A 16,784-nucleotide genomic window follows, 5' to 3' on the forward strand; every position below is an offset into this window, starting at 1 on the left:
AAGTTAACGGCGACCTGAGTGCCGACATTGTGACGGATTTCGACAAACAACTTTCCAGCGCACCTCCTTTCGCCTTAACTCGATAAAAAAACGAAGGTTTTTCTACTTCCGGGCATTCGTTAGTTGAATCGTCCTCGACACTTTTGACCGGCGCTCTAGCTTTCCTGCGAACCACTTCATCAAACGTGCCGGCATTGCGGCCGGTTCCAGGAAACCAGGGAAGCTCCGATGTCGCTCACCACTAAGTTTGCGGGCTTTATACTCGCCTTGTCCCTCTCCGCCACGGCGGCATCGGCACAGGTCGTCGTCTCGTCGAAGATCGACACCGAGGGCGGCGTGCTCGGCAACATCATCCTGTCGGTGCTGAAGGCCAACAATATCGAGGCGACCGACCGCATCCAGCTCGGTGCGACGCCGGTTCTGCGCAAGGCGATTACGGCCGGCGAGATCGACATCTATCCGGAATATACCGGCAACGGCGCCTTCTTCTTCGAAAAAGCCGATGATGCGGCATGGAAAGATCCGGTACAAGCCTATGACACGGTGAAGAAGCTCGATCTCGACGCAAACAAGATTGTCTGGCTGACACCCTCACCCGCCAACAATACCTGGGGCATCGCCGTGCGTCAGGATGCTGCGGATGAAAACAAGCTCAAAACGCTCTCGGATTTCGGCAAGTCCATCGCCGGCGGCGGCAAGATCGTACTCGCAGCATCAGCCGAATTCGTCAATTCGGCGGCAGCCCTTCCCGCTTTCCAGACGACCTATGGCTTCAAGCTCAAGCCGGAGCAGCTGATCACGCTTTCGGGTGGCGACACGGCAGCAACGATCGCGGCAGCCGCCAACCAGACGAACGGCGCCAATGCGGCAATGGTCTATGGCACCGATGGCGGCATCGCGCCTTCCGGCCTCGTCGTGCTCGATGACGACAAGAAGGTTCAGCCGGTCTATCAACCGGCCCCGATCATCCGTCAGGCAACGCTCGAAAAGAACCCGAAGATCGCCGAGTTGCTGAAGCCCGTCTTCGAGAAACTGGATCTCGTGACCCTTCAGGATTTGAACGGCCGCGTTCAGGTCGGCGGCGAGCCGGCCAAGACCGTCGCCGAGGACTTTTTGAAGAAAAACGGCTTCCTCAAGTAAGTCCGCATAGCTTTAACACCGAGAGAAAGGGCAGCTGCTTGCTCAAAGGGCTGGAAAAGACAGGCGTGCTGATGGGCGCCCTCATCTTGGTTGCGACCTTTGCGCTCCCCTTCATCGTGGTCAAACCGAACCGCATCCTGCAGGGACAGGGACGCTCGCTGATCGAAGCGCTCCCGTCCGTCTCCGGCATCGCGCTGGCCGCAGCCATGGTAATCGTGGCCGTCTGCCTTCTCATTCGCCTGCCGCCTCTCGCGCGGCTGGCAATCGCGACGGCCGGACTGCTTGCCGCCATTCTGGCTCTCGGAGGAGCGGCGCATGCCGGACTTCCACCAAGCAATACCTATGCCCGGGTATCGCCCGGCTCCGGCTTCTGGCTTCTTCTGTTCAGCCTCTCGCTCACCCTGGTGGATGTCATCGCCAGGCTCAGGCTCTCGCCGGCTGCGCGACTGGTGCTGCTGGTCATCGCGGCGGCTGTGATCGGCGGCATATTCGGATCCGGCATCCTCGCCGATATCTCGGTGATAAAGGAATATGCCAACCGCTCGGATGCATTCTGGGCCGAGATGTCGCGTCATGCGATGCTGGCGCTCGGCTCCATGCTGGTCGCCTTCCTGATCGGTCTGCCGCTCGGCGTCATCTCCCATCGTATATCATGGCTGCGTGCGGCGGCGCTCAATACGCTCAATATCCTGCAGACCATCCCATCGATTGCCCTGTTCGGCCTGCTGATACTGCCGCTTGGCTGGGTGGCAGCGCACATTCCCGGAGCCGCCGCAATCGGCATTTCCGGCATAGGGACAGCACCCGCATTCGTCGCACTCGTGCTTTATTCGCTCCTGCCGGTCGTTGCCAACACGGTTGCCGGTCTCGAAAACGTGCCGCGCGAGGCCAATGATGCCGCACGCGGCGCCGGCATGACCGACCTTCAGCGGCTCGTCTCGATCGAGTTCCCCTTGACCTTCCCGAGCCTGCTTGCAGCAATCCGCATCGTGCTGATCCAGAATATCGGCATGGCGACGATTGCGGCGCTGATCGGCGGCGGCGGCATGGGCGTCTTCGTCTTCCAGGGGCTAGGTCAGTCCGCGATGGACCTCGTTCTGCTCGGCGCATTGCCGACCGTCGCTATGTCATTCGTCGCCGCCATCGTCCTCGATGCGCTGGTGGATTTCAGCAGAGCACCCGGCAGCGAGGTCCGCGCCACATGATCGATATCCAGTCCGTCACCAAGCGTTATGGCGGCAAGGCCGTGGTCGACAGCGTCTCGTTCGCCGTCCCCGAGGGCACGATTGCCGTACTGGTTGGCACATCCGGTTCCGGCAAGACGACACTTCTGCGGATGATCAACCAGCTCGTTTCGCAGGACGAGGGCACGATCCTGATCGGCGGGGAAGACACGCGCAACATTCCCGGCCACGAACTGCGGCGGCGGATCGGTTATGCGATCCAGGGCCATGGCCTGTTTCCCCACCGTACTGTCGCCGAAAACATCGCAACCGTGCCGCGCCTGCTCAAATGGGATAAATCGCGGATCGACGCTAGGGTTGCCGAGCTTCTCGACCTCTTCCAGCTCGATCCGGCCGCTTTCGCCGCCCGTTATCCGCATCAGCTTTCCGGCGGCCAGCAGCAACGTGTCGGTGTTGCCCGCGCGCTTGCCGCCGAGCCGAAAATCCTGCTGATGGACGAGCCTTTCGGTGCGCTGGACCCGGTTTTGCGCGGCAAGGCGCAGGACGAGCTTTTGGCGATCCAGAAACGGTTCGGCACGACGATCGTCATCGTCACCCACGATATCAACGAGGCTTTTCATCTCGGCGACACGATAGCGGTGATGGACAAGGGCAGGCTCCTCCAATACGGCCACCCCATCGATCTCCTGAAGGCACCGGCAACATCCTTTGTCGAAGGTCTGGTCGGCACGTTCGACCGCCCGTTCCGGCTTCTGTCGCTCGACACTCTCGCTGGGGTCATCGAACCGGGAGAGGCAGAGGGAGAGCCGATCGAGGAGACCAGAACCCGGCAGGATGCGCTGGCGGCCTTGATGTGGAGCGGCGCGGATGCGCTTCCGGTCGCCTCGACGGATGGAAAATCGCTCGGCCGCGTGCGGCTGCAAACATTGCTGCGCCAGGCGGTCAGGCCGCAATGAGCCTGCTTCGCTTCGCACCCCGCATCATTCTTCTGATCCTGCTGGTCGGCTTTCTCGCCTCACCAGAGAGTTTCGACTTCGCCTTCAGGCCATTGGTGCAGACCAATGCCCCGACAATCTACAATCAGGGCGATCTTGCCGCCCTGACGCTGCTGCATGTGCGAATGGTGTTCATCGCCACCCTTTTCGCAACCGTCATTGCAGTGGCACTGGCAATCCTCGTCACCCGCCCGTTCGGTGCCGAATTCCTGCCGCTAGCCCGAACGGTGGTGAATATCGGCCAGACATTTCCGCCGGTCGCGGTGCTGGCACTGGCCGTCCCCGCCATGGGTTTCGGCAACGGGCCGACGCTGGTCGCACTGTTTCTCTACGCGCTTCTACCGATTTTCGAGAACACTATGACGGCGCTGACGACCGTGCCACAGAACATAACCGATGCCGCCAAAGGCAACGGCATGACGCCGCTGCAGATTTTCCGGCAGATCGAGCTGCCGCTCAGCCTGCCGATGATCGTCGGCGGCATCAAGATTTCGACCGTCATCGGCTTCGGCACCGCCACGATCGGCTCGACGGTGGCGGCAAAGACACTCGGTGAAGTCATCATCGCAGGACTGCAGTCGAACAACCTCGCCTTCATCCTGCAGGGTGCACTTCTCGTCGCCGCCCTTGCGATCCTGGTCTTCGACCTTCTGTCGATGGTCGAGCGATCACTGACGAAATGGAAAGCCGCCTAGGCGGCTTTCCGACAGATCTCACTCTTCAGTGGTGCGCGGTTGAACCTGCTGCGGACCGAGGATCTCGCGCTTGCCGACATGGTTCGGGGCACCAACGAGGCCTTCCTTTTCCATCCGCTCCACCAGCGAAGCGGCGCGGTTATAGCCGATCGACAGGCGGCGCTGGATGTAGGAGGTCGAGCACTTCTTGTCGCGCTGAACGATCTTCACGGCGCGCTCGTAAAGATCGTCGCCATTGTCTTCCGCACCCATTGACGTCTGGTCGAAGACGGCTGCGTCCTCGTCCTGTTCGATGTCGTCTTCTTCCTCGTCCTCGGTCACGCTGCCGAGATAAGAGGGCTGACCCTGCGTCTTCAGATGCGCGACGACCTTCTCGACTTCGTAATCGGAGACGAACGGGCCGTGGACACGGGCAATCCGCCCGCCGCCCTTCATGTGCAGCATGTCGCCTTGGCCGAGAAGATGTTCCGCACCCTGTTCACCCAGAATCGTGCGGCTATCGATCTTCGAGGTGACCTGGAAGGAGATACGGGTCGGGAAGTTGGCCTTGATCGTGCCGGTGATGACGTCGACGGAGGGACGCTGGGTCGCCATGATCAGGTGGATACCCGCGGCACGCGCCATCTGCGCCAGACGCTGGATCGCGCCTTCGATTTCCTTGCCGGCGACCATCATCAGGTCGGCCATTTCGTCGACAATAACGACGATATAGGGCAGCGCCGTCAGGTCGAGAGCCTGTTCCTCGAACACCTGCTCGCCGGTCGAGCGGTCGAAGCCGACCGGTACGCTGATCATGATCGTCTCGCCCTTGTTGCGCGCTTCGGCAACACGGGCATTGAAGCCATCGATATTGCGGACGTTGAGGCGCGACATCTTGCGATAGCGCTCTTCCATCTCGCGCACGGCCCATTTCAGCGCCAGAACCGCCTTCTTCGGGTCAGTAACGACCGGCGTCAGCAGATGCGGGATACCGTCGTAAACGGAGAGTTCCAGCATCTTCGGGTCGACCATGATCAACCGGCATTCTTCCGGACGAAGATGGTAAAGCAACGACAGGATCATCGTGTTGATGGCGACCGACTTGCCCGAACCGGTCGTGCCGGCAACGAGAAGATGGGGCATCTTGGCGAGTTCGGCGATCACCGGCTCACCGCCGATCGTCTTGCCGAGGCAGAGCGGCAAGCGGTAGTCGGTGCCGATATAGGAATTGCTCTCGACCAGTTCGCGCAGATAAACGGTCTCGCGCTCGACATTCGGCAATTCGATGCCGATGACGTTGCGGCCGGGGATGACGGCGACACGAGCGGAAAGAGCCGACATCGAACGGGCGATATCGTCCGACAGGTTCATGACGCGCGAGGATTTTACACCCGGAGCCGGGGCAAATTCGTAAAGCGTAACGACCGGACCGGGACGAACGTCGATGATCTCGCCCTTGACGCCGAAGTCTTCGAGAATGCTTTCCAGCAGCCCGGCGCTCTGTTCCAGCGCCTCCTGGCTCATCGTCTGCTCTTCACGCGGTTCGGCGACCTGCAGGAGATCGATATCCGGGAAGGTGTAATCCTCGGCAAATTGCAGCACACGCGGCTTGCGAACGGCAACCGGCGCGGCGGGCTGAATTTCGACCGGTTCCGCCACCAGTACTGGCTGTTCAGAGACCACTTCGATCGGCGTGGCATAAGCGGCGGGCTCTATAAACGGCACAGACTGCGGCTCTGCGGCGAACGGAGAAGGCGCAACCTGTCTGATCGCGATCTGGCGATAAAGATCGATCGCAGACGGCGCTTCCTGAACGGCGGGAACAGTAACCGGCGCGGCCACAACAACGGCCGGAGCAGGCGCATGCACGGGGGCCGGCGGCACGAAACGGGTGACGGTCGGCTTAAGCGCCGCAGGAACCGGTTTGGAAGCAACCTGAGGGGCAGCCAATGCTCGTGACGGAGCTTTCTGCTCGATATTTTCCGAAGCACCAAGGCTCATCATTTCCCAGATCAGATGATCCGGGATCGACGTCACTCGGCGGGTGGGTGCATTTTGCGCAGGCGTGCTCTCCGGCTGCATGGGGGCTGGCATAGGAGCGGCCGCGACAGGCTGACGATAGATCGGCTGCTCGACGACCCGTTGCATGGCTGCCTCGATCGGCTGCGAAACGGGAACAGCAGGCGCGGATGGTGCGAATGCCTGGCCGATGCGGCGCTGAAGATTAGTCACTTGGGAACCTGTATTTGCATGATGTGGAGCCGACTGGCCCGCGGGCATGGAGATGGCGATTGGTTGCCGCGCCTGTGCTGGAGCCGCGCTCTCAGCATGACCGGTCTCCTCGACGGTAACGACGTCCTGCTTGGCAGGGCCGCGGCCGGGCGTGCGGGTAAAGCGCACATTGGGCGCCAGTATGAAAGCGCGCTGCCAGGTCGGAAGCTTTTCCGGATCCAGCTCGACCGCCGGTATCGGCTCCGGCAACGGCAGAGGCTGCTCCGCGTCATTGGCGGCCACGAACTCCTGTTCGTCACTCCAATTTGCGTCTTCGACTGGGGAAATGTCTTTGCGGGAAGGCGGAAAATGCATGTACGCGAAACCATCAAACAACGTGATCACACCGGTCCCTGTTAATAAAAAGAAAACCTTAACCAGGTGTTTCCGAGACCGGTCTTTTCCGCATCATTTTAGAGCGAACGAAGATTGGACCACACCGTAAACCCGCGAGGCGGAGCGGTAGAAACCTCGCAAATACAGGGCTTTCAGCGGCGTTCCGCGTAGTCGCTTCGAACGATTCCATGACGTTGAAGCTTGTCATAAAATGTCTTGCGCGGGATGCCGAGCGCTGTGATCGTCTGTTGAACGTCACCGCCGAACTCGGTCAGCGTTTCGCGAATGAGATCAGCCTCGAAACGCTCCACCCGCTCTGGCAGGCCCGCACCATCTTCGGCCTTGGCCAGTGGCGCCGACAGCGGTACAGACGGTTCAAGACCGAGCACGAATCGCTCAGCGTAATGAGAAAGCTCGCGGACATTACCGGGCCACGGATGATCCCGCAGATGCTCGACCACCTGGCGCGGCAGGTCCGAAACCTCGCGACCGAAACGCTGCCCGGCCTTTCTGGTGAAGTAGTTGAACAGGAGCGGAATGTCTTCGCGCCGTTCCCTGAGTGGTGGGATCGTCAACGTCACCACATTCAGCCGGTAATAAAGATCCTCGCGAAAGACCGCCCTTTGGTCAGGGTGACCGAGATCGACCTTCGAGGCTGCCACGACGCGCAAATCCACCGGGCGCACCTCGTTCGTGCCAAGCGGTGTGACCTCGCGCATTTCAAGGACCCGCAACATCTGCACCTGGGCGGAAAGCGGCATGCTCTCGATCTCGTCGAGAAACAGCGTACCGCCGCTCGAATGCTCGATCCGGCCGACCCGTTTCTTCTGTGCCCCGGTAAATGCCCCTGCTTCATGGCCGAAAAGCTCACTCTCGATCACCTGTTCGGGAAGAGCACCACAATTCAGCGCGACGAAATTGCCGGTCGATCGCCGGCTCCATGAATGGAGCATGCTCGCGACCACTTCCTTGCCGCTGCCCGTTTCTCCCGTTACCAGCACATCGACATCGGTATCGGCGATCTGGCGAAGCATATGACGCAACCGCTCCATGACAGACGTCTGGCCGATCAGCGGCAAACCGTCGTCAGCTTCGGCACCAGCAGCCCGCAGCCGCCGATTTTCCATCACGAGGCTCCGCTTTTCCGCGGCATGCCGGACACATTGGATCAGCCGCTCGGTCGCAAACGGCTTGGCGATGAAGTCATAGACGCCATTTTGGATAGCCTTCACCGCCATTGGTATGTCGCCGTGGCCGGTCATCAGAATGACCGGCAATTCACGATCGAAGCCCGCGATCCGGTCGAAAAGCTGCAATCCGTCCAGCCCCGGCATGCGGATATCCGAGACGACCACGCCGGGAAAGCCGTCGCCGAGTTGCGACAGAGCCTCGATGCCCGTCGAAAACGAGCGGACATCGAAACCGGCAAGGCTCAAAGTCTGGGCGGTCGCCTTCAACAGATCCTTGTCGTCATCGATAAGAAAAACGGGAACGGCTTCGGTCATGTTCAGGCTCTTTTCAGATGAACGGTAAATCGGGTCCCGGTATCACCCGTCTCTACATCAAGCTGACCGCCGTAGTCCGCCACGATGTCCTTGCAGATGACCAGCCCAAGTCCCAGCCCCTTTTCCTTGGAAGAATTGAACGGCTGGAACAGTTCGGCGAGAATGCCGAAAGCGATTCCCGGACCATTATCCGCCACGCCGACGGATACCTTCTCATCCGTCGCCACCGTCGAAACGGTAACCCGCCCCGTCTCGCGTCCCTCCACCGCTTCAAGCGCGTTCTGCAGAAGATTGATGAAGATCTGCTCCAGCCTCAACCGGCTTCCCATCACTTCCAGATCGGCCGCAATCGGTTCGATAGTCAGCATGTCAAGCGACCCCGTGAACCGGCTCTGCAGCAGCAGCACCGCACCGTCAAGCACCTCTGCCAGCAAAACCGGCTCGGCTGCGGTGCGACCGCGCCGCGAAAGAGCCTTCAAATCGTCAGTAATCGCGCCGATCCGCTCCGTGAGAGAGGCGATAAGATCCAGATTTTCCTTCACCGGCTGTATCTGCTGCCGCTCGAGAAAAATCTTGGAATTATCGGCATAAGCCCGAATGGTGGCCACCGGCTGGTTGATTTCATGCGCGACACCGGCGGCAACCTGCCCGAGGATTGCAAGACGGTTAGCCTGCACCAGATCCTGTTGCACCGCCTGTAGCTTTACCTCTGTCGATTTTCGGTTGGAAATTTCCGCCTGCAGATTGTCACGCGTCAGGCTGAGGTCGCGCGTCCGCTCATCGACACGCCGTTCAAGCTCTTCGCGCGCAGCCAATGCACCGATGATCTGTGTCTGCGCCGTCTGCCGGCGACGGATCCAGACCGCCGTCACGGCAAGTAAGACCAGGAGCCCCAGCGCAGCAATCAGCCGGAATTCACGCATATCCGCAGCAACGGCGCCGTCGATCGGCAGGAGATATTGGAAATGCCAGCCGGTCGAGGCAACGGGGACAGAGATCTGCAAATAGCGGATCTGCCCGCCTCCCGGCAGAAGAACCCGTATGATGTCCGCATCCGGCGCCAGGGTTTCCAGCCGCGTCATCGGTAGGGGGAGAAGCGGTGCATCCCCGAACTGCAGGCTTTCGCGAATGGACGAGAGGCTCGATTGCGGAAGTGGCTCCGTCGTCATGAAACGCCAGGAGGGTATGGTCGTAATCAGCACGACATGATTGTTATCGGTGACGAAAGACGGTCGCTGCGTATCGCCCCAATCGGCCTCCAGCTGATCGAATTCCATCTTGGCGACGACGACGCCCAACGGCTTTTCTGGCGAACCTACCCTGTATGAAATGTAGAGACCCGGCCGGTTGCTGACGGAACCGAGCGCAAAATGTTCCGCTCCCCCCTGCTGCATGCCGCGGGAGAAATAGCTGCGGAATGTATAGTCGTTGCCGACAAAACTCTTTTCCTCGCGCCAGTTGCTGGCCGAAACCGCGATACCGTCCGCTGCGACGACATAGATCACCGCCGCCTTGGTGGGCGCGATCAGCTCTTCAAGCTTGCGGCTGAGGGCAATCCTGGCAGCAGGATCGTTGGAAGACAGCGTGTCGACCACATCGCGGTCCTGCGCCAAGAGCAGGGGCAGCGCGCGCGGCCGCTCGAGCACGGCCTGCAACAGCGCCACTTTCAGACTCGCCTCCGTCCGGCCCTGCAAAGACAGTCCCGCAAGTGCCGTCGCACGTCCATAAACACCCGCGACGTAAAAAACTGCGGCACAGGCGACGAGTGCCACCAGGCAGAAAACAATCCAGGTGCGGCGCATTGCCGGCAGGCGCTCGGCTGTTTTACGTGTCGACATAGAGATAATTGAGCACAAATCCGCACATCACGCAAAGGTACCCGTGCGGAAATCCGCTCAAATATCGACATGCAAATGACTAAACACAATTTAATCGATTGCAATCAGGGCGTTATGCCGCAGGTGACAAACTGGCACACCTCTTGCTGCCTTCATTCCGACATCAATGCGCCCGGGAAGAGCCAGCTGGTTGGTTGTGGTGCGATGGAGGACAAAATGATTGCAATACCCGATTCCACGCAGCCGCGTGCCCCGCTGCCGCTGTACCGCCAGCTTTATGTTCAGGTACTGACCGCTATCGTCATCGGCATGCTGATCGGCCATTTCTGGCCTGATTTCGGCGCCAGCCTGAAGCCGCTCGGCGACGCGTTCATCAAGCTCGTCAAGATGATCATCGCACCGGTGATCTTCCTGACTGTCGCCACCGGTATTGCCGGCATGTCGGATCTCAAGAAGGTTGGACGCGTTGCCGGCAAGGCGATGCTCTACTTCCTGACCTTCTCGACGCTGGCCCTGATCGTCGGCCTCATTGTCGGCAACCTGCTGCAGCCGGGTGCCGGCATGAACATCGATCCGGCAACGCTCGACGGCAAGGCAGTCGCCGCCTACGCCACCAAGGCGCATGAGACGACGATCACCGGCTTCCTGATGAACATCATCCCGGACACGATCGTCGGCGCCTTCTCGCAGGGTGATATCCTGCAGGTCCTGTTCTTCTCCGTCCTGTTCGGCATCGCGCTCGGCATGGTCGGCGAAAAGGGCAAGCCGGTCTACGACTTCCTGACTGCGCTCACCGCCCCGATGTTCCGCCTCGTCGCGATCCTGATGAAGGCCGCCCCGATCGGTGCTTTCGGCGCCATGGCCTTCACCATCGGCAAATACGGCATCGGTTCGGTTGCCAACCTCGCCTTCCTCATCCTGTCGTTCTACATCACCGCGATCCTGTTCGTTGTCATGATCCTCGGCGCGGTGGCGAAATACAACGGCTTCTCGATCTTCGCCCTGCTGCGTTACATCAAGGAAGAACTGCTTCTCGTGCTCGGCACCTCCTCCTCGGAAGCTGCCCTGCCGAACCTGATGCAGAAGATGGAACGTGCCGGCTGCAAGCGCTCGGTTGTGGGACTGGTCATCCCGACCGGTTATTCCTTCAACCTCGACGGCACCAACATCTACATGACGATGGCGGCGCTGTTCATTGCCCAGGCTACCGGCATCGACCTTTCGCTCGGCGATCAGATCCTGCTTCTGCTCGTAGCAATGCTCTCTTCCAAGGGTGCTGCAGGCATTACCGGCGCAGGCTTTATTACGCTTGCTGCAACGCTCTCGGTCGTCCCGTCCGTTCCGGTCGCAGGCATGGCGCTTATCCTCGGCATCGACCGCTTCATGTCGGAATGCCGCGCGCTGACCAACCTCGTCGGCAATGCGGTTGCCACCATCGTCGTTGCACGCTGGGAAGGCGAACTCGACAAGGACATGCTGGACGCCGCCCTCGCCAAGGGCTCCAACGTCACCGTGCCGGGCAACCTGCAGCCCGCCGAATAAGCCTCCCAAGGCTTGGATGGGGTGAGATCCCCCACCCCAATCTGCCGCCTCCGGGCGGCAGATCTGTTTTTACCACCGGCTGTCAGCCAAGACTTTTGCCGAACCGCGCAAAACTGTCGGCCAGCACCGTCGTTCCGGCACCCGGCTTTTCAGGTCGCTTGTAGACCCCATCCACGACATCCGCCGGTTCTTCGAAGTGATCCTTGATCCAGGGGATATATTCGAGAATGGTCGATGCCGGATGCCAGTAGCTCAGATGCACATGCACCTGGCTCATCTCACCCGCATGCGGCACGACAGGCAGCCGGTTTGCCAGCGCCAGATCGGCCACCTGGATATATTCGGTAATCCCGCCAAGCCGCGTCACGTCGGGCTGCACATAGGCGACCGCTCCGGCATTGATGAAGCTGCGAAATGCATCGACGGTATAAAGCTGCTCGCCGAGCGCCACCGGAATGGTCGAGGACCGCGCCAGCAGACGATGGCTCTCCACGTCGTCATACCACATCGGCTCCTCGAACCAGTAGATATCGAGATCGCGCGCCCGTTCGCAAAAGCGCAGGCAGGTCGGCAGATCCCATTTGCCGTTGCCGTCGATGGCGATGCGGATATCCGGTCCCAGGCGCTTGCGCACGGCCGCAAGCCTGCGGACATCGGCATTCGGATCGTCGTGACCAACTTTCAGCTTGATCCGGGTAAATCCATCCTCTTCGACGGCACGCGCAGAACCCGACAGAAGATCGTCCAGCGAGAAGGACAGCCAGCCGATATCGGTATTATAGGCCTCCAGCCTGTCAGTCCTTGCACCGCCCAGATAAGCCCAGAGCGGCAGGCCAGCCTTCTTCGCCTTCAGGTCCCAGATCGCCACATCGACGGCAGCAAGCGCCAGATGCGTGATCCCCGCCCGGCCGACCCATTGCAGCGACGGATAACGCGCAAGCTTGGTCCAGAGCCGCTGATGGTCATTGGCATCCTCACCGATCAGAAGCGGCGCATAGCAGTCGCGAATGCAGGCCGTGATCAGCCGGTCGGATGCCAGATGCGCATGGGTGCCGGTAAAACCGTAGCCGGTCAGCCCATCCGTCGTGGTGATCGCCACCCCGACCACGCCCCAATGGGTGATGCTGTGGGTCGAATCCGAAATCGACGCCGATGTCAGCGGCAGATGAAGGATGAATGGTTCCAGGGACTTGATCTTCAATGTCGGCTCCTCCCGATGATCATGATCACAAACTGAATTCGACGTCTCGCAGGCGCTCCAGATAGGCCACATTCGGCAATGACAGGCCGCGCGCGGCATTGGCGATGCGCAGCATGGCGCGCTCCCGCGAGATTTTCAGATGATTGGCAAGCGCCGCACCGGCATCCGCAACCCGCCCCGCCATCAGCCGCTCGAAAACCTCGACATGTTCCAGCAGGAACGGCTCGTCGGTGATCGGCGGCGTCTTCGGCTGATAAAGCCGGTGATGCGCGACCAGAATGGCTTGCGGCAGGCTGATTGCCTGCATCAGCGGGGCATTGTCGCAATAACCGAGCAACTGGCCGTGAAGCTGCAGCTCGACCGCGTCCAGTATTGCCCCATCCACCGCATCTCCCGCGTCGATCGCTTGCCGCAGATCGGTGAACAAGGCCGGCAGCAAATCATCCGGCAAATTCGCAAAGGCCTGCTCCAGAGCCAGCGGTTCGAGCGTCCATCGCAATTCGTAGAGCTGGTTCACATGCCTTGCGGTCAATGCCGGCGCATGCCAGCGGCCGGCATCATCCTTGCTGACGATGCCGCGCTGCTGCAATCTCGCCACCACTTCGCGGGCAACCGTGCGGCTCACGCCGAAGGATTTCGCCAGTGCGACCTCGTTGATGCGCCAGTTGGCGATCGACGTGCGTGAAACGATCTCCAGCTCCACCTGCCGGTAGATCAGCTCCCAGCTCGCCAGAAAATGAAGCTGCATGTCGTCAGGGCCGGCAGAACTGGCTAGCTCGATGGGATCCCCGCCGGCAGATTCGGCCCCCGCAACGACCTGATAACCCCGTCCCTCGGATTTGCGCACAAGCCCGAGCGCCTCCAGCTCCGCCAGAGCCTGTCGTGCCGGTGCTCGGCTGATGCCGAAGCGTTTTGCAATCGCGGTCTCGTTCAGCCTTGCGGCGTCATGCCACCCGCCGGAGCGGATTTCCGACGCGACCACCGCAAGCGCTCGCTGGTAAAGTTTGGGCGAACGCCCCGATACGGCATCATCCGGCCCCTCCGTCATTTCACCGTCCCCTGATGCCGCCCTGGCGAAAATCGCAACCGATCGTCTTTCATTCATTTACATTCGCAAGCAAGAATGTCTAGTGTACACAAAAGACAATAATTTCGAGGAAATGCCATGGATGCTGTTCATCAGACAGTCTCGCTTTCGGATCTCGACCGCTTTTGCCGTCAGGTCCTGACCGCTTGCGGTGCCAACGATGCGACGGCTGACGCGACGACGCGGGCCCTCATGCACGCCACGCGCTGCGGCGTGGACAGCCACGGCGTCCGCCTCCTTGCCCATTACATCAAGGCTCTCGAAGGCGGTCGCCTGAACAAGAACCCTGACATCCGCAAAGTCGCCGGTTTCGGTGCGGTGGAAACGCTGGACGGCGACCACGCCCAAGGCGCGGTCCCGGCCTATGCCGCGATGGCGCGGGCGATCGATCTCGCCGGCAAATTCGGCATCGGCGCCGTAGGCGTCCGCAACAACTCGCATTTCGGCGCGGCCGGCGCCTATTCGGTCGAGGCCGCCAGACATGGGATGATCGGCCTGTCCTTCTGCAATTCCGACAGTTTCGTTCGCCTGCACGATGGTGCTTCGCGCTTCCACGGCACCAACCCGATTTCGATGGCCGTCCCGATTGCCGGCGAAGATCCCTGGTTCCTCGACATGGCGACCAGCGCCGTCCCCTTCAATCGTGTCCTGCTCTACCGCAGCACCGAGACAAGGCTGCCCGAGGGCGTCGCGTCTGACGAAGCCGGCATCAACACGACGGACCCGCATCTGACCGAAATGCTCGCCCCACTGGGTGGCGCCTTCGGCTTCAAGGGTGCCGGCCTTGCCGGTATCGCGGAAATCTTCAGTGCCGTGCTCACCGGCATGCGGCTCAGCTTCGACATCCCCTCGATGATGGGCGAAGATATCAAGACCCCGCGCCTGCTTGGCGCTTTCGTCATGGCAATTCAGCCCGAAGCCTTCGTCGACAGGGCAACGTTTGAAGCCGGCATGAAACGCTATGTCGAGACATTGCGGACATCGCCTGCCCGCGCAGACGCATCGGTCATGGCGCCGGGTGATCGCGAATGGAAAGTCGCGCGCCACCGCGACGCACAGGGTGTCGAACTGGATCCCGTGACGCACGAGGCATTTCTCGAACTGTCGCGCACCTACAGCGTGCCGATGCCGGCGTGAACAAGTTTCTGTAAGGAGGCTACTTGACGAATGATAATTGGTAAGACAATCTGACCACATGACGCGGGAGGAGAGACGCGTCAGGAGGTTTTCATGTTTGTCGCACTTGAACCACGCCGGCTTTATCGCCAGGCCGCGGAACAGCTTCGTATACTCATCCAGTCGGGAGAGATCGCCGTCGGGGAGCGGCTGCCTGCCGAACGCGAGCTGGCCGAGCGGCTCGGCGTATCCCGTCCGACCGTGCGAGAAGCCCTGATCGTTCTCGAAGTCGAGGGTCTGGTGCAGATCCGCATGGGGTCAGGCGTATATGTCAGCCCCAAGGCTGCAGGAGCGCCGAAGGTTCTCGCCGCGGACGACAGCGAAGCCCCGTTCGAAATCTTGCAGGCCCGTTGCATCATCGAAAGCGCTATTGCGGAAGAGGCCGCACGTTGCGTCGACGAGGCAGGCATTCGAAGCCTCGACGTCATTCTGGAAGAGATGGAAGGCGTACTGGAAAATTCCGAGCGGGCGTTGGCGCTGGACCGCGCCTTTCATACGGCAATCGCCGACATCATCGGCAATTCGTCGCTCAATGTCTTTATCGGCCTGATCTACGACAAGCGCGCCTCGCCTTTCTTCGAAAAGCTGGCAAGCTATTTCGAAGGCCCCCACACATGGCGGGCAGCACTGGATGAACACAGGATCATACGCGACGCGCTGGCGGCAGGAGACCCGGCAGCGGCACGCGAAGCGATGCGCATGCATTTGACGCTGTCGCAAAAGAGATTCTCGGAAAGCTTCGGAGAGGAGCCAATGAGAGAGGAGTGACCGAGACCGCGAGGAGGCGGCCGGTTGGGGAGTAATCTGAACACAATTCGGGAGGACAGAATGAGTTCAAGATTGAAGATGCTGCTCGGTGCAGCGGCAGTCATCGTGGCGTCGGCAATGTCGGCACACGCGGTGGAAACGCTGAAATGGGCGCATGTCTACGAGACATCCGAACCCTTCCACACGGAATCGGTATGGGCCGCCGGAGAAATCGCCAAGCGCACAAACGGACGTTACAAGATCGACGTCTATCCGGCTTCACAGCTCGGCAAGGAAGCCGACATCAACCAGGGCCTCAAGCTCGGCACGGTCGACATGATCATCTCGGGTTCGAGCTTCGCCGCCCGCGATTTCAAGCCGATCGGCGTCACCTATTTCCCTTATATCTTCCGCGATCCTAGCCATCTGATCACCTATACGAAGAGCGACGTCTTCAAGCGCCTTGCCAAGGGGTATGAGGACAAGACCGGCAACGTCATCACCGCCGTCAGCTATTACGGCACTCGCCACACGACCTCGAACACAGCAATCACCAAATGCTCCGACCTGAAGGGCGTGAAGATGCGCGTTCCGGACGTGCCGGCCTATCTCGCAATGCCGCGCGCCTGCGGTGCCAACACCACGCCGATCGCATTCGCCGAAGTCTATCTCGCGCTGCAGAACGGCACGGTGGACGCACAGGAAAACCCGCTGACGACGATCGAAGCGAAAAAATTCTTCGAAGTTCAGAAGAACATCGTTCTCTCCGGCCATATCGTCGACCACCTCAACACAGTCATCTCCAAAAGCCGCTGGGCGAGCCTCTCTGACGAAGACAAGCAGATTTTCCGCGACGTCATGCAGGAAGCTGCCGCCAAGACCACGAAGATTATCGAGGAGCGTGAAAAGGCTCTGGTCGACGACTTCAAGAAACGCGGCCTGAACGTCGTCGAGGTCGACAAGGCCGACTTCGAGAAGAACGTGCTCGAAAAGGTCAAGTTCGAGGACTTCGGCTACGAGAAGTCCGATTGGGAAGCGATCCGCGCCATTAAATGATCCCGTTCGGCGCGGTCGAAAGACGACCGCGC

The 16,784-nt window shown here is 60.5% G+C and carries 13 protein-coding genes; 8 read left to right on the forward strand and 5 right to left on the reverse strand.

Going from position 1 to position 16,784, the window contains the following annotated elements; genetic code table 11:
• The first annotated feature begins 228 nt into the window (after positions 1-228).
• The 4 genes from osmF to GGE33_RS17645 all read left to right on the forward strand — a co-directional run bounded on the left by osmF (position 229) and on the right by GGE33_RS17645 (position 4,014).
• On the forward strand, positions 229-1,140 hold the full coding sequence (osmF, locus tag GGE33_RS17630; RefSeq protein ID WP_183825890.1) for a glycine betaine ABC transporter substrate-binding protein OsmF: 912 nt from the start codon (positions 229-231) through the stop codon (positions 1,138-1,140).
• Between the two features lie 71 nt (positions 1,141-1,211).
• Positions 1,212-2,345 carry an ABC transporter permease gene (locus GGE33_RS17635; RefSeq protein ID WP_183826752.1) on the forward strand — a complete coding sequence of 378 codons (1,134 nt, stop codon included), beginning with the start codon at positions 1,212-1,214 and terminating at the stop codon, positions 2,343-2,345.
• Positions 2,342-3,280 carry an ABC transporter ATP-binding protein gene (locus tag GGE33_RS17640; protein ID WP_183825893.1) on the forward strand — a complete coding sequence of 313 codons (939 nt, stop codon included), beginning with the start codon at positions 2,342-2,344 and terminating at the stop codon, positions 3,278-3,280. Before GGE33_RS17635 ends, GGE33_RS17640 begins: the two co-directional genes overlap by 4 nt.
• Positions 3,277-4,014, forward strand: coding sequence for an ABC transporter permease (locus GGE33_RS17645; protein WP_183825896.1), 738 nt, complete (start codon positions 3,277-3,279; stop codon positions 4,012-4,014). The genes GGE33_RS17640 and GGE33_RS17645 overlap by 4 nt, the downstream gene beginning before the upstream one ends.
• 18 nt (positions 4,015-4,032) lie before the next feature.
• Here the strand turns inward: GGE33_RS17645 and GGE33_RS17650 are convergent, their stop codons facing one another.
• The 3 genes from GGE33_RS17650 to GGE33_RS17660 form a co-directional block, all read right to left on the reverse strand.
• A complete protein-coding gene (locus GGE33_RS17650) occupies positions 4,033-6,507 on the reverse strand; it encodes a DNA translocase FtsK (RefSeq protein WP_394353670.1) in 2,475 nt (824 codons plus the stop codon).
• 245 nt (positions 6,508-6,752) lie between these two features.
• A complete protein-coding gene (locus GGE33_RS17655; protein WP_183825903.1) occupies positions 6,753-8,105 on the reverse strand; it encodes a sigma-54-dependent transcriptional regulator in 1,353 nt (450 codons plus the stop codon).
• Between the two features lie 2 nt (positions 8,106-8,107).
• Complete coding sequence (locus tag GGE33_RS17660; RefSeq protein WP_183825906.1) at positions 8,108-9,943, reverse strand: sensor histidine kinase; 1,836 nt, start codon at positions 9,941-9,943, stop codon at positions 8,108-8,110.
• A gap of 216 nt (positions 9,944-10,159) precedes the next feature.
• Between GGE33_RS17660 and GGE33_RS17665 the strand changes: the two genes are divergently transcribed.
• The gene (locus tag GGE33_RS17665; protein WP_183825911.1) at positions 10,160-11,485 is read left to right on the forward strand and encodes a dicarboxylate/amino acid:cation symporter; all 1,326 of its coding nucleotides are present in this window, start codon (positions 10,160-10,162) and stop codon (positions 11,483-11,485) included.
• 82 nt (positions 11,486-11,567) lie between these two features.
• Here the strand turns inward: GGE33_RS17665 and GGE33_RS17670 are convergent, their stop codons facing one another.
• The gene (locus GGE33_RS17670; protein WP_183825914.1) at positions 11,568-12,686 is read right to left on the reverse strand and encodes a mandelate racemase/muconate lactonizing enzyme family protein; all 1,119 of its coding nucleotides are present in this window, start codon (positions 12,684-12,686) and stop codon (positions 11,568-11,570) included.
• A gap of 25 nt (positions 12,687-12,711) precedes the next feature.
• A complete protein-coding gene (locus GGE33_RS17675; protein ID WP_183825917.1) occupies positions 12,712-13,734 on the reverse strand; it encodes a GntR family transcriptional regulator in 1,023 nt (340 codons plus the stop codon).
• A 117-nt stretch (positions 13,735-13,851) separates the two neighbouring features.
• Between GGE33_RS17675 and GGE33_RS17680 the strand changes: the two genes are divergently transcribed.
• The 3 genes from GGE33_RS17680 (at position 13,852) to GGE33_RS17690 (ending at position 16,752) form a co-directional block, all read left to right on the forward strand.
• Entirely contained in the window at positions 13,852-14,910 is a 1,059-nt protein-coding gene (locus tag GGE33_RS17680; RefSeq protein ID WP_183825921.1) for an Ldh family oxidoreductase, read from the forward strand.
• A gap of 93 nt (positions 14,911-15,003) precedes the next feature.
• Positions 15,004-15,717 carry a FadR/GntR family transcriptional regulator gene (locus GGE33_RS17685; RefSeq protein ID WP_183825924.1) on the forward strand — a complete coding sequence of 238 codons (714 nt, stop codon included), beginning with the start codon at positions 15,004-15,006 and terminating at the stop codon, positions 15,715-15,717.
• 60 nt (positions 15,718-15,777) lie between these two features.
• Positions 15,778-16,752: a sialic acid TRAP transporter substrate-binding protein SiaP gene (locus tag GGE33_RS17690; protein ID WP_183825927.1), complete on the forward strand. Its 975-nt coding sequence runs from the start codon at positions 15,778-15,780 to the stop codon at positions 16,750-16,752.
• Positions 16,753-16,784 lie beyond the last annotated feature (32 nt).

Source organism: Aliirhizobium cellulosilyticum (genome assembly GCF_014198105.1).
Classification (GTDB): domain Bacteria; phylum Pseudomonadota; class Alphaproteobacteria; order Rhizobiales; family Rhizobiaceae; genus Neorhizobium; species Neorhizobium cellulosilyticum.